A 24058-nucleotide genomic window follows, 5' to 3' on the forward strand; every position below is an offset into this window, starting at 1 on the left:
ATGGCTCGGGGAACGAAGGCTGTAAATCTGGCGCTGCAGGGCGGCGGCGCGCACGGGGCGCTGACCTGGGGCGTGCTCGACCGGCTGTTGGAGGAGGACAAGCTGGTGATCGAGGGCATCACCGCAACCTCCGCCGGGGCGATGAACGCGGCTGCCTTGAAATGCGGCTATGTCGAGGGCGGAAATGCGGGCGCGAAGGCGAAGCTCGACTGGTTCTGGGACCAGATCGCCACCCGCGCCGCGCAGTCCAATCCGACGCTGGAATGGCTGCGGTTCCTCAGCCCCGACATCGCCTCCACCGTCGCCGCGCTCCAGTCGAACCCGGCCTATTTCGCGGGCGAGACGCTGACGCGCATGTTCTCGCCCTACGAGCTCAACCCGCTCGACGTGAACCCGCTGCGCGACGTGCTGAGCCAGGTCTGCTTCCACATGGAGGATCCGGAGGGGCCAAAGCTATTCATCTGCGCGACCAATGTGCGGACCGGCAAGATCAAGGTGTTCGAGGGGGCCGAGATCTCAATCGACGCGGTGCTGGCGTCGGCCTGCCTGCCCACGCTGTTCCGCGCGGTGGAGATCCCGGATCCCGCGACCGGCGAGATGGAGGCCTATTGGGACGGCGGCTATATCGGCAATCCCGCCCTCTTCCCCCTCTTCTACGAGACCAAGACGCGCGACGTGCTGATCGTCCACATCAACCCGCTGGAGCGGGAGGAGGTGCCGCGCAAGGCGCACGAGATCCTCAACCGCATCAACGAGATCAGCTTCAACTCCTCGCTCCTGCGCGAGCTCCGCAACATCGACTTCGTCCGCCGCCTGATCGAGGAGGGCGTGCTGCGCAACGCCCGCTGGGGCAACCGCTTCAAGGACGTACTGATCCACTCGATCCGCGATGACGAGACGATGGCGAAGCTGGGCGTCGCGACCAAGCTGCAGCCGGACCGGACGATGCTGGAGGCGCTGAAGGCGAAGGGGCGCGAGGCCGCGAACACGTTCCTCAAGGCGCACTGGAACGACCTCAACGAACGCTCCACCGTCGATCTGCGGGCGATGTTCCAGTAGGCGGCCCCACACACGCCAAGGCTGTATCTCGACACCAACACTCGCGCTTGAAAGCCACCCGCGCGGGCGTCAATTCTTGCGCCCTCTCGAAAGGTCGTGCGACGGTCCGCGCGAGCGATTTTGCGTTGAACTCGTTTTTCCGATAGAATCCAGCAAGATAGCCACTCAGCACATCAACCGAAGAGGCCGCGTCCGGATTGGATCCGAGGCGCCGTTGACCAGGACGCACGCCGACGATCCTGAAGAACGCATGTGGGGGATGCATGAACATCAAGTGGGTCCTGGTGCTGCTGGCATCAGGCGGTGCGGCGCACGGGTTCATCGCCGCGAACGGAAACGTCCCGCTCGCCAATGCCGTCGCGCTGAACTGGATCCTCGGTGGATTGGCGCTGCTGCTGTTCTGGTATCACATCGCTGCCGGTGCGGCCGCGCTCGCTCTTTTCCTCTCCGTTTTCGTCTATCCCCCGATCGCCGATCGCCTGATCCTGAGGGACCAGCTCGCGGCCGTGGCGGCGATCGAGATCCTCGGCGAACCGATCGATCTGTCGGGAAAGACCATCCTGTTCCTGGCTGAAGAGGACGTCGCGCACGGGGGCTGCTACTTCGCCTGCGACGCACTGGTGATGACCGATACCCCCGATGCGGTCTATCTGCTCGCGGCCGGCGTCGTGCCCGGGCTCCGCAGGCAGTTCGAGAGTGGCATCGTGGATCTGCGGGCCGTGCCGGCGCGGCAAGTCATCATGGAAGACCCGACGCTGCCCCGGGCCCGCAGGCGCGGACGGCCACCGACACCCGAAGAGGCGCTCCAAATGCAGCCATGGGTCACCGACAGCGTGGCCGATCTGTCGAGCGTCCAGATCGACTACGTCGCCGTTGCAGGCTTCAACCCCGCGGGCAGCGATCTCGCCGACATGGTGAATGGCGAGCTGACGGAGGACGAGCGCGGCTACATGCCGGTCCGGTACCATACACGGGTGTACGCCCCGACTGACCTGGCCACCTTCGACATCAACGGCGACGAACCGGTCTTCAGCGTTCTGACGATGGAACGGCGCGTGGCCGCGATCCCCTACAATCCGTTCAGCCGATACTCCTACACGTTCGAGCATCGCTTCCGGAGACACTACGATGTGTCCCGGCAAGCTCTTGAAACCGGCCGTTTCCTGTGCGGCCAGCCGGACCGGGCCGACGTCGACAACTGCGTCACGAAGTTCCACGTGGACCGTTGGCGCTCGGTCGGAAGCGAGCAGGAACTCGTGGAGACCTGGCAGTCGCAGAAGTAGGCACGGCGTCGCGACCAATGCCATAAGGCCGGGAGCGATCACGTTTCCGCGCGGATCTTGTCGTTACGGACCGATCGGTCCATATCCCCATCATCACCGATGGAGGATGCCATGACCCGGCCCTATCCCAGCGACGTCGCATTCACCCCCGCCGTGAAGGAGATCCAGGCCCGCAAGGGCTCCCGCGCGGCGTATGCCAGGATGGAGGAGAGCACGGGCTGGCGGACGGAGATCACCGCCGACCTGCGCGCCTTCCTCGCCGAGCGCAACAGCGCGTACCTCGCCACGGCGACGGCAGACGGGCAGCCCTATATCCAGCACCGCGGCGGGCCGAAAGGCTTCCTCGTCCCGCTCGACGCCCACCGGATCGGCTTCGCGGACTACAAGGGCAACAAGCAGTTCATCAGCCAGGGGAACCTGACGGAGAACCCCAAGGCGTATCTCTTCCTGATGGACTACATGAACCAGCGCCGGGTGAAGATCTGGGGCACGGCGGAGGTGATCGAGGACGACCCCTTCCTCGTCGAGCGGCTGATGCCCGAAAACTATCGCGCCCGCCCCGAACAGGCGATCGTCTTCACCGTCGCGGCTTGGGACACCAACTGCCCCCAGCACATCCCCCAGATGTTCGGCGCCGAGGACGTCTCCAAAGCCCTCGCCGAACGCGACGAAAAGATCGCCCGGCTGGAGGCGGAACTGGCGGCGCTGAGGGGATAACCGAGAAACGGATGGGCAGGCAGAGCGAATACTATGCGGCGGCCAAGTTCAGCGCTGAGACCGTTTGCCGAAGCTGTAGAATGCGATCATATAGAATGCAGATACCGCAATCGCAGTAGATAAGGCGAATAGGAGGCTATAGCCGAGGTAAGTCACCGACAGCAAAGCTAACACTGAGCCCGACTGGTATATGGTGATGATACCGAATAAGTAAAAATTTATCATCGAAATCAATAATGCAAAATAAATGAATGGCATAACTCGAACAGGATCCAGCTGTCTAAAGTAAAATAGATAGGCCGGCAATCCAGCAAGCACCGCAATCCCATAACCAAAAGTCGCCCCAATACCCAAGACGAACTCCACATGCACGTGATCATCAATCGTCCAGCTCATTCCCAGAGCCAAAAGTGCGGGAACGATTGGAGCGATGATAAAAGCTGACACTACCCTCACGGCAAGCCACCTTTGATTGGTATTCGGCCCTTCTTAAAAATCGATTTGGGCATTTCTATGTGAAGCGGGAAACGTCCGGCGATTTACGGTGCCGGAAACGTACGGCATCGTGGCCGCGCCATGAAGCGAATCTCTGTTCCCTCACCCCAGCGAGGTCACCCACAGGATCTCCGCGTCGTCGTCGGAGATGGAGATGACGTTGTGGCCCATGGCGGCGTCGTAGTAGGCGCTGTCGCCGCGCTGCATCTCCACCGGCTCGTAGAACTCGGTGAAGAAGCGGATGCGGCCCGTGAGGACATAGAGGAACTCCTCGCCGTCGTGGCGGACCCAGCCGTCGAACTCCTCGAAGGAGCGGGCGCGGATGCGGGCGCGGTAGGGCAGCATCTTCTTGCGGGTGAGCTCGCCCGACAGGAGTTCGTGCTCGTAGGTCGCGGTAATCAGCGGCTTGCCCTCGCCCCGCCTGGTCAGCGCGCGGCGCGCCATCGTGCGCTCCTCCGACGGCGGCGTGAAGAGCTGGGGGACGGAGATGTCGAGCCCCTTGGCGAGCTTCTGCACCGCGTCGAAGGTCGGTGACATCTGCTCGTTCTCGATCTTCGACAGCGTCGAGCGGGCGAGCCCCGCCTGCCGGGCCGCCTGCTCCAGCGTCCAGTTGCGGGCCTTGCGCAGCGCGCGCACCCGCTCGCCGAGGCGCAGGGGCTCGGGCGTTTCCTCGGGCGCGCCCTCGCGGGCGATGCGCAGGACGGATGGCGTCTCGTCTGACATGGGGTGCTGATAGGCGATGGACGGGGGCGGGGCAATATGGGACGGGTGGGCCCATGGAACCGAGCATCGTCCGGGGCACGCCGCCCCCCTGCCCCGAGCGCTTCAACCTCGCCGCCTACGTGCTGTCCGCGGGCCGTGCGGTGCCGGAGAAGGAGGCGCTGCGGCTGGTGGGTGCGGGGCGGGAGAGCTGGAGCTACGCCCGCCTGATCGAGACGGTAGAGCGGGTGGCCGGGGGCCTCGCCGCAGTGGGTCTGGAGCGGGGGGATCGGCTGCTGCTGCGGCTGGGGAACGAGGTGGACTTTCCACTGCTCTTCCTCGGCGCGAATGCGCTGGGGGCGGTACCGGTGCCGGTCTCCGCACAGCTCGCGGCGGCGGAGCTTTCGCCGATGATCGCGCTGCTAGGGCCGAAGATGGTCGCGTTGGGCGAGGGGCTGGACCTGCCGCCGGTGAAGGCGCCGGTGCTGACGGATCTCGCGGCGCTGCGCCGGGCCGCGCCGGTCGGTTTTGCGGACACCGCGAAGGATGACCCGGCCTATATCGTCTTCACCTCCGGCTCCGGCGGCCGCGCGAAGGCAGTGGTCCATGCGCAGCGTGCGGTCTGGGCGCGGCGGATGATGTGGGAGGGCTGGTACGGGCTGACGCCGGACGACGTGCTGTTCCACGCCGGGGCCTTCAACTGGACCTATACGCTCGGCACCGGGCTTATGGATCCGTGGGCGGCCGGAGTTACGGCACTGATCCGGCGGGACGGCGCGCTGCCGGAGGTGATCGCGGCGGAGCGGCCGACGATTTTCGCGGCCGTTCCAGGTGTCTACCGGCAGATATTGAAGTGGGACGGTGACCTGCACGTCGCCTGCGCGAGCCTGCGCCACGGGCTGAGCGCAGGGGAGAGCCTGCAGGCATCGCTGCGCGCGGAGTGGCGTCGCCGCACCGGGCTGGAACTGCACGAAGCGTTGGGGATGACGGAGGTGTCGACCTATGTCTCGTCCTCGCCCGCCCGCCCCGCGCCGGACGGGATCACCGGCTGGCCGCAGCCGGGGCGGAGCGTTGCGGTGCTGGACGAGAATGGTCCGGTGCCCCGCGGGGACCCCGGCGAGTTGGCGGTTCACGCTTCCGACCCCGGCCTGATGCTCGGCTATCTCGGCGAGGACCCGCCCCGCGACTGGTTCTGCACCGGCGACCGGGTGGAGATGCTTGAAGATGGCGCCATCCGCTATCTCGGCCGGACCGACGACCTGATGACCGCGCAGGGCTACCGCGTCTCGCCGCTGGAGGTGGAGGCGGCGCTGGAGGCGCTACCGGAGGTGGCCGAAGCCGGGGTCTGCGAGGTCTCGCCGAAGCCCGGCACCCGGATCATCGCGGGCTTCATAACGGGTCCCGCGGATGCCGCAGGTGTGAAGGCGCAGCTTGCCGCCCGCCTTGCCGCCTACAAGTGCCCGAAGCATATTCAGATCGTCGCCGACCTGCCGCGCGGACCGACCGGAAAGCTCGCGCGCCGCGCCCTGCCCGCCCTCTACGACCCGGAGCTGCCATGACCACCCGCCTCGACATCATCTCCGACCCGATCTGCCCGTGGTGCTATATCGGCAAGGCGAAGCTCGACCGGGCGCTGGAGGCCGGGGGCAATCCGTTCGAGATCACGTGGCGGCCCTTCCAGCTCAACCCCGACATGCCGGCGGAGGGAATGGACCGGACGGAGTATCTGGAGGCGAAGTTCGGGAAGGAGAACGCGAAGGGCTTCTATGCCCGGATCGAGCAGGCGGCGCAGGAGGCCGGGCTCGACGTGGACTTCGCGAAGATCGCGCGGACGCCGAACACCGTGGATGCGCACCGTGTGATCCGCTGGGCCCAGACCACCGGCAACCAGTCCGCGGTCGTGAGCCAGCTTTTCCGGCGGTATTTCAAGGAGGGGCAGGACATTTCGGACCACGCCGTGCTGCTTGACGTGGCTCAGAGCGCGGGGATGGAGCGTGAGATCGTCGAGCGGCTATTGGCGGGCGACGCGGACCGGGCGGAGGTGATCGCCGAGGACACGCAGGCGCGCGAGATGGGCGTCAGCGGCGTGCCGACCTTCCTGATCGGCGGGCGCTACGTGGTGCAGGGCGCGCAGGAGCCGGCGGTGTGGGAGAAGGTGATTGCCGACCTCACCGCGGCGGTCGAAGCGCAGGGCTGAGACGGAATCGGGGGGCTGTCTGCCCCGTTGGCCCGTTCCCGGCCCGAACCCCCAAGCGTACTTTTGCAAAGAAGAAGGTCAGGCGCGGGCGCGTTTGCCGAGGGCCACAAGCCGCGGGCGCAGTTCGTCGGCGGAACGGAGTGGCGGGTCGAACGAGAGGCGGGCCACGCGGTCGCCGTGGATCAGGTCCATGCCTTCGGGATCGAGGGTTGCGATGCGCCAGTCGCCTTCGGGCTCGCCCAGTAGGGTCTCGGCGTAGAGCTTGATGGCGTCGCGGTGGTCCTCGTTCATGTGCACCACGGCGTCGGGTTCGAGGGCGGTGAGGTCCGGCATCGCGGGTGTGGCGAGGTGGTCGGCGGTCAGCTCGAACGCGCGGGCGAAGCCGCCGTTGAGCGAGGCGCCCTGCGGCGTCAGACGCCAGAAGGCGAAATCGGTGAAATCGGCATAGAGCGCGGCCTTCGGATGGCGGGCGAGGAAGCGGGTGCGGGCCGCCTGCCGCGCGTCACCGTCCAGCATCTCGGCGCAGGCGGCCAGCGTCATGCGCGGATGGGCGAGCGGATCGCCCTTGCCCGGCGTTCCAAGCAGCAGCGAGCAGCGTGGATCCGCTTCGAGGGCCGCGAAATGGGCCGACAGGCGGGAGATCAGGATGAGCGGCGCGCCGGTCGGGTCAGTGGCGAGAGAGACGCGGCTGACCTGCGGCGCACCCGAGCCCGGCTCCAGCGTGCCAAGGGCACCGTGGCGCTCGGTCCGGAGCAGGGTCTTGGCGAGGCGGATCGCCTCATCGGTGACGGGCTGGAGGGTCTCGGGACGGGTCATGCCCCAGCATATAGGGTTCGCAAAGGAAAAGGGCCGCGCGGGGATGCGCAGCCCTTCGAATGGCTCCGGCCGGGATCAGTTGCTCTCGGCGGTCCGGTTGTCTTCCTCGGGGCTTTCGACGTCGATCGTCGGCAGCGTCACGATCTCTTCGCTGGTGCTGATGTCGACATCCGGCACTTCCACGGTGGCTTCGGTCGAGCCGATCTCGACATCGCCGGTTTCCACGTCGTAGGCGGGCAGCTCACCCCCTTCGATGGTCACCTCGGGCAGTGCGGCTTCCTGCGTCTGGTCCACGTCGACGAAATAGACGAGGCCGAGGGCGACGACGACCGCGGCGGCAATGGCAATAGCATATTTCATAACAAACTCCGTTCCTTGAATCCCAATGTGGATCTGGGTGAGAAACGTGCTGCGGTCGCGAATAGTTCCCGTTCAGCCCGCTTTGGCGAGGCGGGCGAGGTCGCGCGCGATGGTGAAGGCGCCGTTCAGGCGGGCCTTCTCGTCGGGCCAGTTGCGGGCCACGACAACCTTGTTGTCCTTGATCTTCGCGCGGCCGTTCTGGTCCTGGATGAACTGGACGAGGCCCTCTGGGCGGGCATAGCGGTTCTCGTGGAACTGCACGGTCGCACCCTTCGGCCCGCCGTCGATGCGGCCGATATTGGCCTTGCGGCACATCGCCTTCACCCGGACGATCTTCAGGAGCATGTCGACCTCGCCCGGCAGCGGGCCGAAGCGGTCGATGAGCTCAGCAGCGAAGCCCTCGAGCTCCACCTTCTTGTCGAGGGTCGAGAGGCGACGGTAGAGGCCGAGGCGCACGTCGAGGTCGGGGACGTAGTCCTCGGGGATCAGCACCGGCACGCCGAGATTGATCTGCGGCGACCACTGGCCGTCGTCGGAGAGGCCTTCGCCCTGCCCCGATTTCAGCTTGTTGATCGCCTCCTCCAACATGTCCTGGTAGAGCGCGTAGCCGACCTCGCGGATCTGGCCGGACTGCTCCTCGCCCAGAAGGTTGCCGGCACCGCGGATGTCGAGATCCTGGCTCGCCAGCGCGAAGCCCGCGCCGAGCGAATCCAGCGAGCCGAGGACGCGCAGGCGCTTCTGTGCGGCGGGGGTCAGCTTCTTGCGGCGCTTGGTGGTGAGGTAGGCGTAGGCGCGGATCTTCGACCGGCCGACGCGGCCGCGGATCTGGTAGAGCTGGGCGAGGCCGAACATGTCGGCGCGGTGCACGATCAACGTGTTGGCCGCCGGGATGTCGATGCCCGACTCCACGATGGTGGTGGCGAGCAGCACGTCGTATTGCCCGTCGTAGAAGGCGTTCATCCGCTCGTCGAGCTCACCGGCCGCCATCTGGCCGTGGGCGGTAATGAAGGTGACCTCGGGCACCTCCTCGCGCAGGAACTCCTCGATCTCCGCGAGGTCGCTGACGCGGGGCACGACGTAGAACGCCTGCCCGCCGCGATACTTCTCCCGCAGCAGAGCTTCGCGCACCGTCAGCGGATCGAATTCGGAGACGTAGGTGCGCACGGCGAGGCGATCGACAGGCGGTGTCCCGATGATGGAGAGCTCGCGCACGCCCGACAGGCTGAGTTGCAGCGTACGCGGGATCGGCGTCGCGGTCATGGTCAGCACGTGAACGTCGGAGCGGAGCTCCTTCAGCCGCTCCTTGTGCTGGACGCCGAATTTCTGCTCCTCGTCGATGATGAGCAGGCCCAGGTTCGCGAACTTCACCCCCTTGGCGAGGATCGCGTGGGTCCCGATGACGATCTCGATCTCGTTGCGGCCCAGCGCCTCGCGGGTCTGCGCCATCTCCTTGGTCGAGACGAAGCGCGACATCTGGCAGACCTTCACCGGCAGGCCGCGGAACCGCTCGGCAAAGGCCTTGTAGTGCTGGCGGGCGAGCAGCGTGGTGGGTGCGATCACGGCCACCTGCACGCCGGACAGGGCCGCCACGAAGGCGGCGCGCAGTGCGACCTCGGTCTTGCCGAAGCCCACATCGCCGCAGATCAGCCGGTCCATGGGCGTGCCCTTGCCCATGTCGTCGAGCACGTCCTCGATGGCCGAAAGCTGATCCTCCGTCTCCTGATAGGGAAAGCGGGCGCAGAACTCGTCCCACAGCCCCTCGGGCGGTGTGAGGATGGGGGCCTTGCGCAGCGCACGCTCGGCCGCGACGCGGATCAGGCGCTCGGCCATCATCTTGATCCGCTCTTTGAGCTTGGCCTTCTTGGCCTGCCAAGCGCCGCCGCCGAGGCGATCGAGCAACCCTTCCTCGTGACCGTAGCGGGTCAGAAGCTCGATGTTCTCCACCGGCAGGTAGAGGCGGGCGTTGTCGGCGTATTCGAGCGCGAGGCATTCGTGGGGGGCGCCCGCGGCGGTGATCGTCTCCAGCCCGTGATAGCGGCCGACGCCGTGCTCCACATGAACCACGAGATCGCCGGGGGAGAGGCTGGCGGCTTCCGTCAGGAAGTTGTCGGCGCGCTTCTTGCGGCGGCCCCGGCGGACGAGGCGGTCGCCGAGCACATCCTGCTCCGCAATCACCGTCTGGCCATTGGCGTCGAAACCGGCCTCGAGCTCCCACACGGCGAGGGAGAGCGAGCCCTTGCCGCCCGCCTCACTGAAACGGTCGATGAGCTTCGCATCGGCGACGCCAGTATCGGCGAGCAGGCTCGCCATCCGCTCCCGCGCGCCCTGGGAGTAGCTGGCGAGGATGACGGCGCCGTTGCGGCGCTTCTTCGCGATGTGGTCGGCGAGCGCGCCGAAGAGGCTCAGGTCCTCCGCCTGCCGCTCGGGCGCGAAGTTGCGGCCCGTCCGCCCGCCCGCATCGATCACGCCTGGGCCCGACGGCTGCGGGTTCGGGGAGAAACGGCGCACCGCGCGGGCGCCCAGCGCGTCCTCCCATGCCGCCTCGTCGAGATAGAGCTGGCCCGGCGGCACCGGCTTGTAGGCGCCGTCGCGGCGGCCCTTCTCCTTCAGCACGTCCTGGCGGGCGCGGTAGTGATCCTCGATCGTCTCCCACCGGGCCTCGCGCGCGGGCTCGGTCTGGTCGTCGAGGGTCACGGGCGCGTCGGGCAGGTAGTCGAAGAGCGTCTCCATCTTCTCGTGGAAGAAGGGCGCCCAGTGTTCGTAGCCCTGATGCTTCCGCCCGGCGCTGACGCTCTCGTAGAGCGCATCGTCGGGGCCAGGCTGGCCGAAGGTCTCGCGATAGGTGCGGCGGAAGCGCTGGATGGAGTCCTCGTCCAGCACGACCTCGGAGACGGGCGCGAGTTCCACCCGGTCGACGGTGTCGGTGGTGCGCTGGCTCTCCGCCTCGAACCGGCGCGCGCCGTCGAGCACGTCGCCGAAGAGGTCGAGACGGACGGGGCCGAGCGGGCCCGGCGGATAGATGTCGATGAGACCGCCGCGCACGGCGTAGTCGCCGGGCTCCGTCACCGTGGGCGTCTGGGAAAAGCCCATGCGGGCGAGCCAGCCGCGCAGCCGCGCCTCATCGAGCCGTCCGCCCACCGTGGCGGTGAAGCTCGCATCGGCCACGGTGCTGCGCGCAGGCACCCGCTGGGTCGCGGCATTGAGCGTGGTCAGCACCACCGCAGGCCGGTCGAAGCCGTCGGCCAGGGCCGCCAGTGTCGCCATACGCCGGGCCGACACCTCGGCATTGGGCGAGATGCGGTCGTAGGGCAGGCAGTCCCAGGCCGGGAACTCCAGCACCGGCAGGTCGGGTGCGACGAACCGCAGCGAGGCGCGCAGGGCCGCGAGCCGGGCATCGTCGCGCGCGACATGGATGAGCGGCGCACCTTCGCGCCGCACATAATCCGCCACGAGCTGAGCGTCGTAGCCCTCGGGCGCGCCGCCGACCAGCACGGAGCCTGTCGTCAGGGGTCCGCCATCCTTCATGCGCGGCGAGGTAGCCCGCCCGCGCAGCCGCCGCAAGAGCTACCAGATCGCAAGGGCTGCCTGTTGAAGGAACTGGAACGTCGCAAAGGCACTCGCCAGAAGGATCGAGAAGAGCCCGGTCGCCTGGTTGAGAAAGCGCCGCCAGACGATGGCACGGCGCAGCTCGTAGCCCGACAGCTGCTCGTCATGGATGCGCAGGGCGAGGCGGACGTCGCCCGCCTCCGCGATCACCATCGGCAGGGCGACGGCAAAGATCGCCTGCGCGAACTCGTTCCCGAAGAGCAGCGCCGCGGTGCCGACCGCAGTCAGTGCGAAGGTCGTGACCCCGACGACCCAGGCCCCGCCGCGCCGCACGAACAGGTGGAAGCGGGCCGCCATCGCGTGGGCGATGACGTCGACATGCTCCTCCCACGGCGGGCCGCGGCGGTCCGCGCGGATGATCGCATCGAAGGGAACGCCGATGGTCCAATGCGTGCGGGAGGTCCAGGCCAGCGCCATGAAGATCCAGTACCAAAGCGATGAAAAGCTGTCGAAATCAATGAAGTTGCGGACCACGTCCCCCACGGACATCCTCCCTGGCGTGCGAGCCGGAGCATAGCGGCGCCGCGATCCGCAACAAGCCGATTTCCGCTTGAGCGCGCCGCTGTGACCGTGCGACATCGGTCACAGCTTCAGGAGAGCCCCATGCCGCACCCCGCCGCACCCTTCCCGATGACCCGTCCCCGCCGCCTGCGCCAGTCCGACTGGATGCGCCGCCTGGTGCGGGAGACGCGGCTGAGCGTGGACGACCTGATCTGGCCGCTCTTCGTCGTCGATGGCGAGGGGGTGCGCCAGCCGATCGAATCCATGCCCGGCGTCGAGCGGGTCAGCGTCGATCTGGTGGCGGAAAAGGCGAACGAGGCGGCGGGCCTCGGCATCCCCTGCATCGCGCTCTTTCCCTATACCGACCCGGCGGTAAAGACGCCGGGGGCGGAGGAGGCGTGGAACCCCGACAACCTCGTGAATCGCGCCACCCGCGAGATCAAGAAGCAGGTGCTCGACATCGGCGTGATGCTCGATGTCGCACTCGATCCCTACAACTCCGACGGCCATGACGGGTTCCTGCGCGACGGCGTTGTGCTCAATGACGAGAGCCTGATGGGGCTTGAGAAGCAGGCCCTGGCCCATGCGGAGGCCGGCGCGGATATCCTCGGGCCCTCGGACATGATGGACGGGCGGGTCGCGATCATCCGGCAGGCGCTGGAGGCGAACGATTTCCCCGATGTCTCGATCCTGAGCTATGCGGCGAAGTACGCGAGCGCCTTCTACGGGCCGTTCCGGGATGCCGTGGGCGCTTCGGGCGCCCTCAAGGGCGACAAGACGACCTACCAGATGGACCCCGCCAATTCCGACGAGGCACTTCGCGAGGTCGCCATCGACCTCTCCGAAGGGGCGGACATGGTGATGGTGAAGCCCGGGATGCCCTATCTCGACATCTGCACCCGCGTGAAGCGCGAGTTCGGCGTGCCGACCTACGCCTACCAGGTCTCCGGCGAGTACGCGATGATCAAGGCCGCGGCCGCCAACGGCTGGCTCGACGGCGAAAAGGCGATGCTGGAGAGCCTGGCGGCCTTCAAGCGCGCGGGCTGCGACGGCATCCTCACCTACTTCGCGAAGGACGTGGCGGAGTGGCTGGCGGAGGAGAGCTGAGTGCCGGTGGCATTAACCGACCTCCCAGTCATAAAGCGCCGCATTGGGCAGCCGCATGTGGGGTCGATGAAGTGCCGCGAATGCGGAACCATAACAGGCGCGTTCCGGACCAGCGGCATGAGCGAGAGCTACCCGCATTTCTTCTGCGACTGCTGCTCGAACGTCATCCGGCGCGAAAGCGACTACCACGCCATGCGCGAGGGTGAAGATCCTGCTGTCCTTCTAGCTCGTGTGCGAGAGGACTTACCCGCCTGCTGCTGTGGTGGCCGGTTCAGACCGGGCGAGGCGCCGAAATGCCCCAACTGCCGGTCGGTATTCAAGCACGAGCACGACGAATTGCGCCGACTGGAGGATCCCGTGATGATCCTGATGGATGGTGCGGTATTCTACGACGAAACAGGTCCGAGACGGATCTACAGGATCGAGCCTGACAGCGGATTGAAGCTGCGGCAGCTCGTTAGAGCAAGCTTTCGATGCTTCGGACGGTTCCGTAGCAGTTGAGTCAGATATCCACCGCGTGCTGCTTCAGTGTCTCGAAGTCGCAGACCTCCAGCGCCCTCTGGTGGGTGGCGGCGAGCAGGACCTGGGGGGCGCAGCCCTCGGCGGCGGCCTGTGCCCAGCGGGCGGCGCAGAGGCACCAGTGGTCGCCCGCCTTCAGCCCCGCGAAGCCGTATTCGGGCCTCGGCGTCGACAGGTCATTGCCCACGTATTTCGAGAAGGCGAGGAACTCCTCGGTCATCACCGCGCAGACGGTGTGGGAGCCGGTATCCTCCGCGCAGGTGTCGCATTTCCCGTTGCGGTACCAGCCCGTCACCGGGTCCGCGCCGCAGACGATCAGGGGCTGGCCGAAGACGTTGAGGCTCTCGTCCGGGGTCATGCCATCACCCCGACCGCCTGCTCGGCCGCCGCGCGGATCGCGCGGATGTTCTCACCATAGGGTGCGGGGTTCGAGACGGAGCCGCCCTTGAACACCGCCGAACCCGCGACCAGCACGTCGGCTCCCGCCGCCGCGACCTTGGGGGCGGTGGCGGGCGTCACACCGCCGTCGATCTCGATATGGATCGGGCGAGCGCCGATGAGGGCGCGGAGCTGGCGGACCTTCTCCACCTGGCTCTCGATGAAGCTCTGCCCGCCGAAACCGGGGTTCACCGTCATCACGCAGATCAGGTCGATCTGGTCGAGCACGTACTCGACCGCGCTCGCGGGCGTGGAGGGGTTCAGCGCCACCCCGGCCTTGCAGCCGAGCGCCCGGATCGCCTGGAGCGAGCGGTGGAGGTGCGGTCCGGCCTCCGCATGGACGGTCAGCACGTCCGCCCCGGCCTTCGCGAACGCCTCCAGATAGGGATCGGCAGGCGCGATCATCAGGTGGACGTCCATCACGCCCTTGATATGCGGGCGGATCGCCGCACAGGTCGCCGGGCCAAAGGTGATGTTGGGCACGAAATGCCCGTCCATCACGTCCACATGCACCCAGTCCGCGCCCTGCCCCTCGATCGCCTCGCATTCCGCACCGAAATTGGCGAAGTCGGCGGACAGGATGGACGGGGCGATCTTGATCGAGCGGTCGAAGGTCATGGGCAGGGCTCCTTGGTCTGCCGCTGATGTAGCCCCCATCGCGACGGCCCGCAACGCGACCCTTTCCACGGGCTCAACAAGACGTATATGGCGGAGCAGCCGGGCCATGGTGCCCGTGCCAACGCGCAAACTCTGACAGGGAGCCGAAAAATGGCCTTCACTCTTCCCGACCTGCCCTATTCCCACGACGCGCTCGCCGATCTCGGCATGAGCCGGGAGACGCTGGAGTACCACCACGACATCCACCACAAGGCCTATGTCGACAACGGCAACAAGGCGATCGAAGGGACGGAGTGGGAAGGCAAGTCCGTCGAGGAGATCGTGAAGGGCACCTACCAGGCCGGTGCGGTCGCGCAGAACGGCATCTTCAACAACGCCTCCCAGTTCTGGAACCACAACCAGTTCTGGGAGATGATGGGCCCGGGCCAGACCGGCATGCCGGGTGAGCTGGAAAGCGCGATTACCGAGAGCTTCGGCTCGGTCGACAAGTTCAAGGACGAGTTCAAGGCGGCCGGCGCGGGCCAGTTCGGCTCCGGCTGGGCGTGGCTGGTGAAGGACACCGACGGCTCGCTGAAGGTCACCAAGACCGAGAACGGCGTGAACCCGCTCTGCTTCGACCAGACGGCGCTGCTGGGCTGCGATGTGTGGGAGCACTCCTACTACATCGATTTCCGCAACAAGCGACCGGCTTACCTGGATAACTTCCTGGAGAAGCTGGTGAACTGGGAGAATGTCGCCTCCCGCCTCTGAGCGATGCACCTTCTGAAGGTCTATGCGAAGGGCACCCGGCGCGGTGCCCTTCGTCGTTTTGCGCGATGGGCGGTGGAGCCGTCGCTGCGCTTCGACGTGGTGCGCCATGTGGTGCGGAGCGAGCGGTGGGCGGGCGCGCCGCTGCGGATCGTCGTGATCTCGGACCTGCACGCGCAGGTGCCGGTGATGGGGTTGGAGCGGGTGGCGCGGATCGTGGCGCGGGCCAATGCGCTGGGGGCCGACATCATGCTGCTGCCGGGCGACGTCTCCTTCGGGCTGAAGCGGATGCCGCGTCGTCCGCATCCCGAGGAGGTGGTGCAGGTTCTCGCTCGGCTGGAGGCGCCGCTGGGCCGCTATGCGGTGCTCGGCAACCACGACTGGCGGGAGGATTACGCGGCTCTGCGCGACCAGCCGCACCTGCCCCGGATCGGCCGCGCGCTGGAAGCCGCGGGCATCCCGGTGCTCGAGAACCGCGCGGTTCGGATCGAGCGGGCGGGCGGAGCCTTCTGGCTCGCCGGGATGGGCACGGAGCGGATCTTCGGCGAGGGGCGGCTCGATCCCGGGACGGCGGATCTGGACGCGACGCTGGCGGCGATCAGGGGCGATGACCCCGCGATCCTGATGATGCACGAGCCCGATCCCTTTCCGCAGGTGCCCGAGCGGATCGCGCTGAGTGTCTGCGGGCATACCCATGGCGGGCAGCTCACCGCCTTCGGGCGGGCGCTGGTCGTGCCCTCGCGGCACGGCACCCGTTACGCCTACGGGCACATCCGGGAGGGCGGTCGGGATCTGGTGGTGTCCGGCGGGCTTGGCTGCTCGACGATCCCACTTCGTCTAGGGCGGATGCCCGAGATCACGGTGGTCGAGCTGAGCTCCGCTTGAGGGAGCGGAGGGCAGCGCCCGACCCGTAGGTGGGCGAGAAGCGCCCGCCCTGGGGGGCGGGTCGGGCGCTGCCCGGCCTGTCAGCCCGGCGGAACAGCTTTTCTGCGCGCTCTACTCCGCGTACCGGTCCAGCACCTTCATCGCCTCCTCCACCGTTTCGGTCACCGTTAGGAACGCCCGGAAACTCGGCTCGGCGAAGCCCTGTGCGATCACGTGGTCGATCAGTGCCACCAGACCGTCCCAGTAGCCGTTGATGTTCAGGAGCACGATGGGCCGGTCGTGGAGACCCAGCTGCCGCCAGGTCAGCACCTCGAAGAGCTCGTCAAGCGTCCCCGGCCCGCCCGGCAGCGCCAGGACCGCGCCGGAATTGGCGAACATCACCGTCTTTCGCGTGTGCATGTTGTCGGTCACGACGTACTTGTCCGCGTCGCGCTTGCCGAATTCCCGGTCGACGAGGTGCTGGGGAATGACGCCGAAAACCTCGCCGCCCGCGTCCTGAGCGGCCTTGGCCACCGCGCCCATAAGCCCGATCTCGCCTGCGCCCCAGACCACGCGCCAGCCGCGGCGTGCGATCTCGCGGCCCGCGGCCTCGGCGCTCGCGCGGAAGTCAGGATCGGACCCGTTGCGGGAGCCGCAAAACACGCACACACTCAGGGGGATGGCGGATGTCATGTGACCTCGTTGCCTCAGATGGAAGGGTGACGGGCAGGCCGTCGTCGGCAAGAGATTGCCTGACCGTGACATTACTATAACAGTGTGCGCAAAATACGAGGGTGGATGAACGCCCCCGGACAAATTGCGGGACCATGATGTCGGGAACCAACGGAAAACGGATCGCACTCGGGATCGGGGCAGTCGGGGTGGCTGTCGCGATCTGGCTCTTGTGGTCCATGCAGCAGGGCGCCGACGCGCCGACCGACATCGTCGCATCGCAGCAGGAGCTGCCCGCCGAGGACGATGCGCCGGCGCGCGACACCAACACCGTCATCGTGACCGCGGAGCCGGCCGAAACCACGCCGCCGAGCGACGAGGCCGACGAGGCGCCAAGCACGACGACCGCCGAGGTGCCGGGCGCGGACCTCCTTCCCGCCGTTCCCGTCGAGGAAGAACCGGTGACGCCACCCGCGGCCCGCGTCCTGCAGACCGATGAGGCAGACGAGACCGTCCCGGCGGAGGAGACCGAGGTCGCCTCGGCCGACGCGCCCGAAACGGAGGCCCCTGCCGAGGAAGCCGCTGACGAGACCGCACCCACCTTCGACCTCGTCCGGGTCGAGCCCGACGGCTCCACCGTCATCGCCGGCCGTGCCGAGCCCGGCACCGAGGTCAACGTCACCGCCGATGGCGAGGTGATCGGCACCGCGATCGCGGGCAGCGGCGGCGAGTTCGTGGCCCTCGTCGACACGCCGCAGACCGGCCTCGCCCAGGAGCTGCGGCTCGAGACCGAAGGGGCCGACGGCAACACCAGCCGGTCCGAGGAAACCGTGATCGTCCTGGTCGAGCCCGAGGCGGAGACGGAGGAAGACCCTGCCCCGCCGGTCGTGCTTCTCTCCACACCCGAGGCGACGGAGGTGCTGCAGGCCCCCGATCCGGGGCCGAGCGACCAGATCGTGCTCGACGCGATCTCCTATTCCAACACCGGCGGCGTGGTGCTGAGCGGGCGCGGCACGCCCGGCGCCTCGGCCCGGATCTACGCCAACGGGCGCCCGGTCTCCTTCACCTCGATCGGGGCGGACGGCACCTGGTCGGTGGTGGTCGAGACGCTGACGACCGGCAACTACACCCTGCGCGTCGACGAGCTCGCCGCTGACGGAAGCGTGACCAGCCGCGCCGAAAGCCCCTTCCGCCGGGAGGAGCCGGAGCTCGTCGCCGCGGCCCAGACCGAGGCGAGCACGGCGTTCCAGCAGATCGTCGTCCAGCCGGGCAACAACCTGTGGACCATCGCGCGGGAGCGGTACGGCGACGGGTTCCTCTACACGCAGATCTTCACGGCCAATGCCGACCAGATCCGCAACCCCGACCTGATCTATCCGGGCCAGATCTTCACCCTTCCCGAAGACTGAGCGCGCGCCGCGCGACTTGACAGAAGCCGTCCCGCGGGTGCCGAGTGGGGCCACACGCATGCACTCAGGGGACCCCCCGGCCCGTGACCGCAGAAGAACTGGAACACCTGCTCGCGCGCTGCGCGCTGGGCGATCGTGCCGCGTTTTCCGCGCTCTACGATCGCACGTCCGCGAAACTGTTCGGCGTGTGCCTCCGTATCTTGAAGGAGCGCGCCGCGGCGGAGGAGGTCCTGCAGGAGGTCTACATCAAGATCTGGCGCGCGGCGGGCCGCTACCGCGCCGGCGGCTACAGCCCCATTAGCTGGATGGTCGCCATCGCGCGCAATGCCGCCATCGACCGGCTGCGCCAGAGGAGGGATACCGAGGTGGAGATCGACAAGGCGATCGCGATCGCCGACCCGGCCCCGGGGCCGGAGGCGGCAGCACTCGCCGCCGACACCCGCCGCAGGATCGACGACTGCCTCGGCGAGCTTGAGGTCGCGCGGGCCGACGCGGTGCGCGGCGCCTATCTCGACGGGCTGACCTACAAGGAGCTCGCCACCCGACACGGGGTCCCGCTCAACACCATGCGCACCTGGCTGCGGCGCGCGCTGATCGCCCTGCGCACCTGCATGGGTGGCACCGGAGGCGCGCGATGAGCGAGCGCACCGAAGAGCAGCCGCCCGAGGAGGGCTACCTCGCCGCCGAGCTCGCCCTCGATCTACTCGAGGGCGAGGCGCGGGCCGCGGCGCTGGCGCGGGCGAGCTATGACCCCGACTTCGCGGCGCAAGTGGCCGGCTGGCGGCAGCGGCTCACGCAGCTCGACTACGAGTTCGCCGAGGTGAGCCCGCCACCGGCAATCAAGAGCGCGCTCGAAGAGTATCTGTTCGAAGAGCGGGAGGAGGATGTCTCCCTCCTCGCCCGGTTGTGGCGCGGCGCCGCGCTGTGGCGCGGGATCGCCGTCGCAGGCGTGCTCGCCGCCGTCTTCTTCGCGGTGCGGCCGGTGCTGCTTCCCCCGCCCGCAGAGCCCCCGCTCGTCACCGCGCTCTACTCGGTCGACGGCAGTCTCGGCGTCCTCGGCCTCTACGATCGGGAGGCCGCGGTGCTGCGCCTCAACCGCGTGGCTGGAGCTGCGTCACCGGGTCGCGAGCTGGAGCTGTGGTTCGCGCCCGATGCGGAGGCGGCGCCGCGCTCGCTCGGCCTCATCACCGATGCCGCCCGGGTCGACGTTCCCCTGCCCGCAGATCTCGCGCAGAGCGTTGGTCCCGCTGGATATTTCGCGATCAGCGACGAGCCTCCGGGCGGCTCCCCGACCGGCGCGCCGACGGGCGCGATCCTGGCCATCGGACCCATCGCGCCGATCTGATCGACCCTGATCTTCAAGGGTGTTCACGATTATTTTGCCAATGGTGACAGACCATCGGAACCAACCCATCTGTGGTGTGGTTATACTGATATCTGCAACGCAGTGATCAGAATTCACCGGCGGCAAGCGCCCCGGCGGAATGAGGTAGCAACGTCGCTTTTTCTGCTGCCTCGGCGGCGAGTCGGTTGACAGTTTCATCCCCGACCGGCTCGTCGCCCACTCCCTGTTATCGGTGCCTCATCACCGCGCTCTCTGGCGAAATCCTCACCACGGCGTTATCTGAGGCGTAGATCGTGCAGGAGCCCGCGCCGAATGACAGCCCAGACAGATCCGCCACGCGCCGACGGCTCCGTCCTGCCGAAGGTCGTGCCGTATCTCTGGCCCGCCGGGCAGCCGGAGATGAAGGTTCGGGTCGTCGCGGCCCTCCTGATGCTGGTGCTCGCCAAGATCATCACGCTGGCCACGCCTCTCTTCTTCGCCAATGCCGTCGATGCGCTGGGGGGCGAGCCCGACACGAGCTTCCTTCTGTTCGTCGGGCCGGTGGCCCTGGTCATCGGCTTCGGCCTCGCGCGGACCGGCCAGGTCTTCTTCGCCCAGCTGCGCGACGCGGTCTTTGCCAAGGTCGGCCAGCGGGCGCTGCGGCGGCTGGCGATCGAGACCTTCGAGCACATCCACGCCCTCTCGCTGCGCTATCACATCACGCGCAAGACCGGGGGCCTGAGCCGGATCATCGAGCGGGGGGTGAAGGGCGTCGACTTCCTCCTGCGCTTCGTCCTCTTCTCCATCGGGCCGCTGATCGTCGAGCTGACGCTGATGGCGGGCATCTTCTGGTACATGTTCGGGCCGATCTACGCGGTGGTCGTGCTGGCCACGATCGGGCTCTACACCGCCTTCACCTTCCAGGTCACCGAGTGGCGCGTCGCGATCCGGCGCCGGATGAACGAGCGCGACACCGACGCGAACCAGAAGGCGATCGACAGCCTCCTGAACTTCGAGACGGTGAAGTATTTCGGCGCCGAACGGCGGGAGGCCGCGCGCTACGACGGGTCGATGGAGGGCTACGAGCGCGAGGCGATCAAGACCGCCCTCTCGCTGACCGCCCTCAACTTCGGCCAGTCCCTCATCATCACCGGCGGCCTCGTCATCGTGCTGGTGATGGCGGCGCGCGGCGTCGTGGCGGGGGATCTGACGGTCGGCGAGTTCACGGCCGTGAACCTCTACATGATGCAGATCACCATGCCGCTGAACTTCCTCGGCACCGTCTATCGGGAGATCCGGCAGGCGCTCGTCGACATGGGGGAGATGTTCGGCCTCTTGGAGCAGCCGGCGGAGATCACGGACAAGCCCGACGCGCCGGATATCGACGTGAAGGGCGGGCGGATCGAGCTCGACAACGTGCGCTTTGACTATGACGGCGACCGGCAGATCCTGAAGGGCATCACCCTCGACGTGCCGCCCGGGGACACGGTGGCGCTGGTCGGGCATTCGGGCTCGGGCAAGTCCACCATCGGGCGGCTGCTCTTCCGCTTCTACGACGTGACCGGGGGTGCCATCCGCATCGATGGGCAGGACCTGCGCGACGTGACGCAGGAGAGCCTTCGCTGCGCCATCGGCGTCGTGCCGCAGGACACGGTGCTCTTCAACGACACGGTCGGCTACAACATCGCCTATGGCCGCCCCGGTGCCACGCAGGAGGAGATTGAGGAGGCCGCGCGGGCCGCCCGCATTCACGACTTCATCGCGAGCCTGCCCGAGGGCTACGACACCAAGGTGGGCGAGCGCGGGCTGAAGCTGTCAGGTGGTGAGAAGCAGCGCGTGGGCATCGCCCGCACCATCCTGAAGAACCCGCCGATCCTGCTGCTCGACGAGGCCACATCGGCGCTCGATACGGAGACCGAGCAAGGCATACAGGACAGCCTCACGGAGATGGGCGAGGGCCGCACGGTCATCACCATCGCCCACCGGCTCTCCACCATCGTGCACGCCGACCGGATCGTGGTGCTCGACGCGGGCGAGGTGGCTGAGCAGGGCACCCACGAGGAGCTGATCGCCCTCAACGGCCGCTACGCCCGCATGTGGGCCCGCCAGGCCGCCGAGGAGGATGAGCAGGAAGGCGTGGCCGCGGAGTAGGCGGCCGTCCCGGACCCGATCCGGGACCGTTTGCTCCACTCCTTGCGCTTGGAGGACGGAGACCCAGGAAAGGATCCGAATGGCTGGTGCCCACCATACCACCGTCCCGGCCGCAGCGCCGGGACCGCTCACTCCCTAAAAACCCGCCGTTCATCGAAACCCGAAGACCCCGGATCAAGTCCGGGGTGGTGCGGTTCCTTAGAGGACCGTTACTGCCAGCAGGTACGGGGCGGCGAATCGAGAGATCTCTGGTCAGCGAAGACCGATCGAACTCCGGGACAAACGCCGGGATCGCAGCGGCTGCCCTTCCACCGAAGCAGCAGGACCGAGTGGCACCGCTCTCTCTTCTCCAAATATCCCCGCCGGAGGCCGGTCAGCCGGCCACCACCGGGAACACCGCTGCCGCGATGCGCCGCCCTTCGCTCAGGAGCACGTTGTAGGTGCGGCAGGCCGAGGGCGAGGACATGACCTCGACGCCCATCCCGGCGGCCTCCAGCTCGGCGACCAGATCCTCGGGCGGGTTGGCGATGTCCGCGCCCATGCCGAGCAGCACGACGTCGATCGCCTCGGCCTCCGCGACCAGCGGGGCGGCCTCACCCGACCAGGCGACGGGGCCGGAGGGCAGCAAGGCCGCTCCGCCCTCGATCACCTGGCCGCCGACGCGGAAGAAGCCCTCGCCGTAGCCGTCCACCGGCTTCGATCCGTCATAGGTGATCTCGTTCAGTCGCATGGTCTTTCCTTCAGTCGAACAGCGGCAGGCCCGTCAGGATCGCGAGCGCGATCACCGCGTAGGCGATGCGGCGGTAGGTCGTCTCGGCCTCGGGGCGGAACATGGCCTGCCCGATCCGTCCCGCCACCATGTATGGCACCACCAGAAGCGCGCCAGCGGCCAAAGCGCGCGCCGTCAGCAACCCCTGCGCCCAGAGCACGCCGATCAGGATGATGCCGAGGAGGTTGAGAAAGAGGAGCGTGTTGGCCCGCACCTTCTCCGCCCCCGAGGGGCCGGCGAGGTAGAAGAGTATGACGACCGGACCGGTGAGCCCCGTCATCCCACCTATCAGCCCCGCCCCACCGCCGAGACCGACGAGACCCGGCCGCCGCACCGTGCCGCGCCAGCGCCAGCCGGCGATCAGGGCGGCGAGGGTGATGACGGCGACGCCCGCGACGGTCCAGCGCAGCGCCTCCTGCGGCACGATCTTGAGCAGCGCCACGCCGATCGGGGACAGGACCGCCGCGCCGAGCAGCAAGAGCCCTACTTCCCCGCGATCCGCCTGCCGCCAGGCTCGCGGCACCAGCGAGACGGTCGTCCCGAGCGCTGTCACCGACATCGCCACGATCGCCTCCTCGACCGGCAGAACGGTGGTGGCCACCGGCAGGAAGATCAGTGCCGCGCCAAAGCCTGCAAAGCCGAGCACCAGCCCGGCCGCGACGATGGCGAGAACAACGAGAAAGAAACCGGGGGTGGCCGCGACCGCCCCCAGCGCCTCAGGCATCGATATGGGCAAACTTCGTGCCGCCCTTCGGCCCGCCGCCGCTGCCGTCCTTCGACCAGTCGCGCTTCACGTCGAGGCGCAGCAGGATCGGGGCGGCGACGAAGACCGAGGAATAGGTCCCGATGATGACGCCCCAGATCATCGCGAAGGTGAAGCCGCGGATCACCTCGCCGCCCAGCACGTAGAGCGAGATCAGCGCGAGCAGCGTGGTGACGGAGGTCATCAGGGTCCGGCTCAGCGTCTCGTTGAGCGACAGGTTCAGCACGTCGCGCAGCGCCTTCTTCTTGTAGCGGCGCAGGTTCTCCCGCACCCGGTCGAAGACGACGACAGTGTCGTTCAGCGAATAGCCGACGATGGTCAGGATGGCGGCGATGATGGCGAGATTGAACTCAATGCCCAGCAGACTGAAGATCCCGATCGTCAACACCACGTCGTGCACCAGTGCCGCCACGGCCCCCAGCGCGAACTGCCACTCGAAGCGCAGCCAGATGTAGAAGAGCACGGCGCCCACGGCGAGACAGACGGCGAGCGCGCCGGCGCGGACCAGCTCGCCCGAGACCTTGGCCCCGACGCTTTCGGTGGCCAGGATCGTGAGGCCCGCGAACTCGGCCCGAAGAGCCTCGACGACGCGGTTGATCGTCTCCTGCTGGATCGCCTCCGCCCCGTCCTGCTGCTCGATGCGGATCATCGCGGCGTTGGCGGCGGCACCGGTGAGATCGGCCGCCGGATCGCTGATCTCGCTGACCGTCACGTCGCCCACGTCGAGCTCACCGAGGAGCGCGCGGTAGTCCTCCGTCGCCACCGGCTCCACCGTCTCGGTCATGATCATCGAGCCGCCGCGGAAGTCGATGCCGTAGTTCAGGCCGACGGTGAAGAACAGCACGATGGAGGCGATGACCGCGATCAGCGACAGGCCGAAGGTTGCGGCCTGGATCTTGAAGAAATCGAGGGTCGTGCCCTGCGGCACCAGTCTCAGGCGCATG

25 protein-coding genes are annotated in these 24058 nt (G+C 67.6%); 13 read left to right on the forward strand and 12 right to left on the reverse strand.

Features of this window, described 5'->3' with window-relative positions; translation table 11 throughout:
* The 3 genes from I0K15_RS00645 (at position 1) to I0K15_RS00655 (ending at position 3059) form a co-directional block, all read left to right on the forward strand.
* Positions 1-1059, forward strand: coding sequence for a patatin-like phospholipase family protein (locus I0K15_RS00645; protein ID WP_196103530.1), 1059 nt, complete (start codon positions 1-3; stop codon positions 1057-1059).
* 263 nt (positions 1060-1322) lie between these two features.
* Complete coding sequence (locus tag I0K15_RS00650; RefSeq protein WP_196103531.1) at positions 1323-2342, forward strand: hypothetical protein; 1020 nt, start codon at positions 1323-1325, stop codon at positions 2340-2342.
* Positions 2343-2453: 111 nt separating this feature from the next.
* Positions 2454-3059, forward strand: coding sequence for a pyridoxamine 5'-phosphate oxidase family protein (locus tag I0K15_RS00655; protein WP_230374219.1), 606 nt, complete (start codon positions 2454-2456; stop codon positions 3057-3059).
* A 48-nt stretch (positions 3060-3107) separates the two neighbouring features.
* Here I0K15_RS00655 and I0K15_RS00660 read toward each other — a convergent pair whose 3' ends face one another.
* Positions 3108-3455: a hypothetical protein gene (locus I0K15_RS00660; protein WP_196103533.1), complete on the reverse strand. Its 348-nt coding sequence runs from the start codon at positions 3453-3455 to the stop codon at positions 3108-3110.
* Between the two features lie 201 nt (positions 3456-3656).
* Entirely contained in the window at positions 3657-4277 is a 621-nt protein-coding gene (locus I0K15_RS00665) for a helix-turn-helix domain-containing protein (RefSeq protein ID WP_196103534.1), read from the reverse strand.
* A gap of 53 nt (positions 4278-4330) precedes the next feature.
* Here I0K15_RS00665 and I0K15_RS00670 point away from each other — a divergent pair, with 53 nt between their 5' ends.
* A complete protein-coding gene (locus I0K15_RS00670; protein WP_196103535.1) occupies positions 4331-5812 on the forward strand; it encodes an acetate--CoA ligase in 1482 nt (493 codons plus the stop codon).
* The gene (locus I0K15_RS00675; RefSeq protein WP_196103536.1) at positions 5809-6450 is read left to right on the forward strand and encodes a DsbA family oxidoreductase; all 642 of its coding nucleotides are present in this window, start codon (positions 5809-5811) and stop codon (positions 6448-6450) included. Before I0K15_RS00670 ends, I0K15_RS00675 begins: the two co-directional genes overlap by 4 nt.
* 78 nt (positions 6451-6528) lie before the next feature.
* On the opposite strand, the gene I0K15_RS00680 is transcribed toward I0K15_RS00675, so the two are convergent.
* From I0K15_RS00680 to I0K15_RS00695, 4 genes are all read right to left on the reverse strand, one after another.
* The gene (locus I0K15_RS00680) at positions 6529-7266 is read right to left on the reverse strand and encodes a HugZ family pyridoxamine 5'-phosphate oxidase (protein ID WP_196103537.1); all 738 of its coding nucleotides are present in this window, start codon (positions 7264-7266) and stop codon (positions 6529-6531) included.
* A gap of 75 nt (positions 7267-7341) precedes the next feature.
* Positions 7342-7626 carry a hypothetical protein gene (locus tag I0K15_RS00685; protein ID WP_196103538.1) on the reverse strand — a complete coding sequence of 95 codons (285 nt, stop codon included), beginning with the start codon at positions 7624-7626 and terminating at the stop codon, positions 7342-7344.
* Between the two features lie 72 nt (positions 7627-7698).
* Positions 7699-11151 (reverse strand): transcription-repair coupling factor, encoded by a 3453-nt coding sequence (gene mfd, locus I0K15_RS00690; RefSeq protein ID WP_196103539.1) that lies wholly within the window; start codon positions 11149-11151, stop codon positions 7699-7701.
* Positions 11152-11190: 39 nt separating this feature from the next.
* On the reverse strand, positions 11191-11715 hold the full coding sequence (locus I0K15_RS00695; RefSeq protein WP_196103540.1) for a hypothetical protein: 525 nt from the start codon (positions 11713-11715) through the stop codon (positions 11191-11193).
* A 120-nt stretch (positions 11716-11835) separates the two neighbouring features.
* Between I0K15_RS00695 and hemB the strand changes: the two genes are divergently transcribed.
* Both hemB and I0K15_RS00705 read left to right on the forward strand, forming a co-directional pair.
* Positions 11836-12840, forward strand: a complete 1005-nt coding sequence (gene hemB / locus I0K15_RS00700) for a porphobilinogen synthase (RefSeq protein WP_196103541.1) — start codon at positions 11836-11838, stop codon at positions 12838-12840.
* Positions 12841-12957: 117 nt separating this feature from the next.
* Positions 12958-13341, forward strand: coding sequence for a hypothetical protein (locus tag I0K15_RS00705; protein ID WP_196103542.1), 384 nt, complete (start codon positions 12958-12960; stop codon positions 13339-13341).
* 1 nt (position 13342) lies between these two features.
* On the opposite strand, the gene I0K15_RS00710 is transcribed toward I0K15_RS00705, so the two are convergent.
* Both I0K15_RS00710 and rpe read right to left on the reverse strand, forming a co-directional pair.
* Positions 13343-13717, reverse strand: coding sequence for a DUF2237 family protein (locus I0K15_RS00710; protein ID WP_196103543.1), 375 nt, complete (start codon positions 13715-13717; stop codon positions 13343-13345).
* Positions 13714-14415, reverse strand: a complete 702-nt coding sequence (rpe, locus tag I0K15_RS00715) for a ribulose-phosphate 3-epimerase (RefSeq protein WP_196103544.1) — start codon at positions 14413-14415, stop codon at positions 13714-13716. The genes I0K15_RS00710 and rpe overlap by 4 nt, the downstream gene beginning before the upstream one ends.
* Positions 14416-14565: 150 nt before the next feature.
* Here rpe and I0K15_RS00720 point away from each other — a divergent pair, with 150 nt between their 5' ends.
* On the forward strand, positions 14566-15165 hold the full coding sequence (locus I0K15_RS00720) for a superoxide dismutase (RefSeq protein WP_196103545.1): 600 nt from the start codon (positions 14566-14568) through the stop codon (positions 15163-15165).
* 3 nt (positions 15166-15168) lie between these two features.
* Positions 15169-16047, forward strand: a complete 879-nt coding sequence (locus I0K15_RS00725; RefSeq protein WP_196103546.1) for a metallophosphoesterase — start codon at positions 15169-15171, stop codon at positions 16045-16047.
* A 111-nt stretch (positions 16048-16158) separates the two neighbouring features.
* On the opposite strand, the gene I0K15_RS00730 is transcribed toward I0K15_RS00725, so the two are convergent.
* Positions 16159-16719: an LOG family protein gene (locus tag I0K15_RS00730; protein WP_196103547.1), complete on the reverse strand. Its 561-nt coding sequence runs from the start codon at positions 16717-16719 to the stop codon at positions 16159-16161.
* 137 nt (positions 16720-16856) lie between these two features.
* Here I0K15_RS00730 and I0K15_RS00735 point away from each other — a divergent pair, with 137 nt between their 5' ends.
* The 4 genes from I0K15_RS00735 (at position 16857) to I0K15_RS00750 (ending at position 21582) form a co-directional block, all read left to right on the forward strand.
* On the forward strand, positions 16857-18107 hold the full coding sequence (locus I0K15_RS00735) for an Ig-like domain-containing protein (RefSeq protein ID WP_196103548.1): 1251 nt from the start codon (positions 16857-16859) through the stop codon (positions 18105-18107).
* Between the two features lie 83 nt (positions 18108-18190).
* Positions 18191-18745 (forward strand): sigma-70 family RNA polymerase sigma factor, encoded by a 555-nt coding sequence (locus I0K15_RS00740; protein WP_196103549.1) that lies wholly within the window; start codon positions 18191-18193, stop codon positions 18743-18745.
* Positions 18742-19452 (forward strand): anti-sigma factor, encoded by a 711-nt coding sequence (locus I0K15_RS00745; RefSeq protein ID WP_196103550.1) that lies wholly within the window; start codon positions 18742-18744, stop codon positions 19450-19452. The genes I0K15_RS00740 and I0K15_RS00745 overlap by 4 nt, the downstream gene beginning before the upstream one ends.
* 312 nt (positions 19453-19764) lie before the next feature.
* Entirely contained in the window at positions 19765-21582 is a 1818-nt protein-coding gene (locus tag I0K15_RS00750) for an ABCB family ABC transporter ATP-binding protein/permease (protein WP_196103551.1), read from the forward strand.
* Positions 21583-21955: 373 nt separating this feature from the next.
* On the opposite strand, the gene I0K15_RS00755 is transcribed toward I0K15_RS00750, so the two are convergent.
* From I0K15_RS00755 to secF, 3 genes are read right to left on the reverse strand one after another with little or no spacing between them, the layout of a single operon-like run.
* Positions 21956-22312, reverse strand: a complete 357-nt coding sequence (locus I0K15_RS00755; protein ID WP_196103552.1) for an Mth938-like domain-containing protein — start codon at positions 22310-22312, stop codon at positions 21956-21958.
* A 10-nt stretch (positions 22313-22322) separates the two neighbouring features.
* Positions 22323-23075 (reverse strand): sulfite exporter TauE/SafE family protein, encoded by a 753-nt coding sequence (locus I0K15_RS00760; protein WP_196103553.1) that lies wholly within the window; start codon positions 23073-23075, stop codon positions 22323-22325.
* A complete protein-coding gene (secF, locus tag I0K15_RS00765) occupies positions 23068-24057 on the reverse strand; it encodes a protein translocase subunit SecF (RefSeq protein WP_196103554.1) in 990 nt (329 codons plus the stop codon). The genes I0K15_RS00760 and secF overlap by 8 nt, the downstream gene beginning before the upstream one ends.
* Position 24058: the final 1 nt, after the last annotated feature.

It is taken from the genome of Pontivivens ytuae (genome assembly GCF_015679265.1).
In the GTDB taxonomy this organism is placed as follows: Bacteria; Pseudomonadota; Alphaproteobacteria; order Rhodobacterales; family Rhodobacteraceae; genus Pontivivens; species Pontivivens ytuae.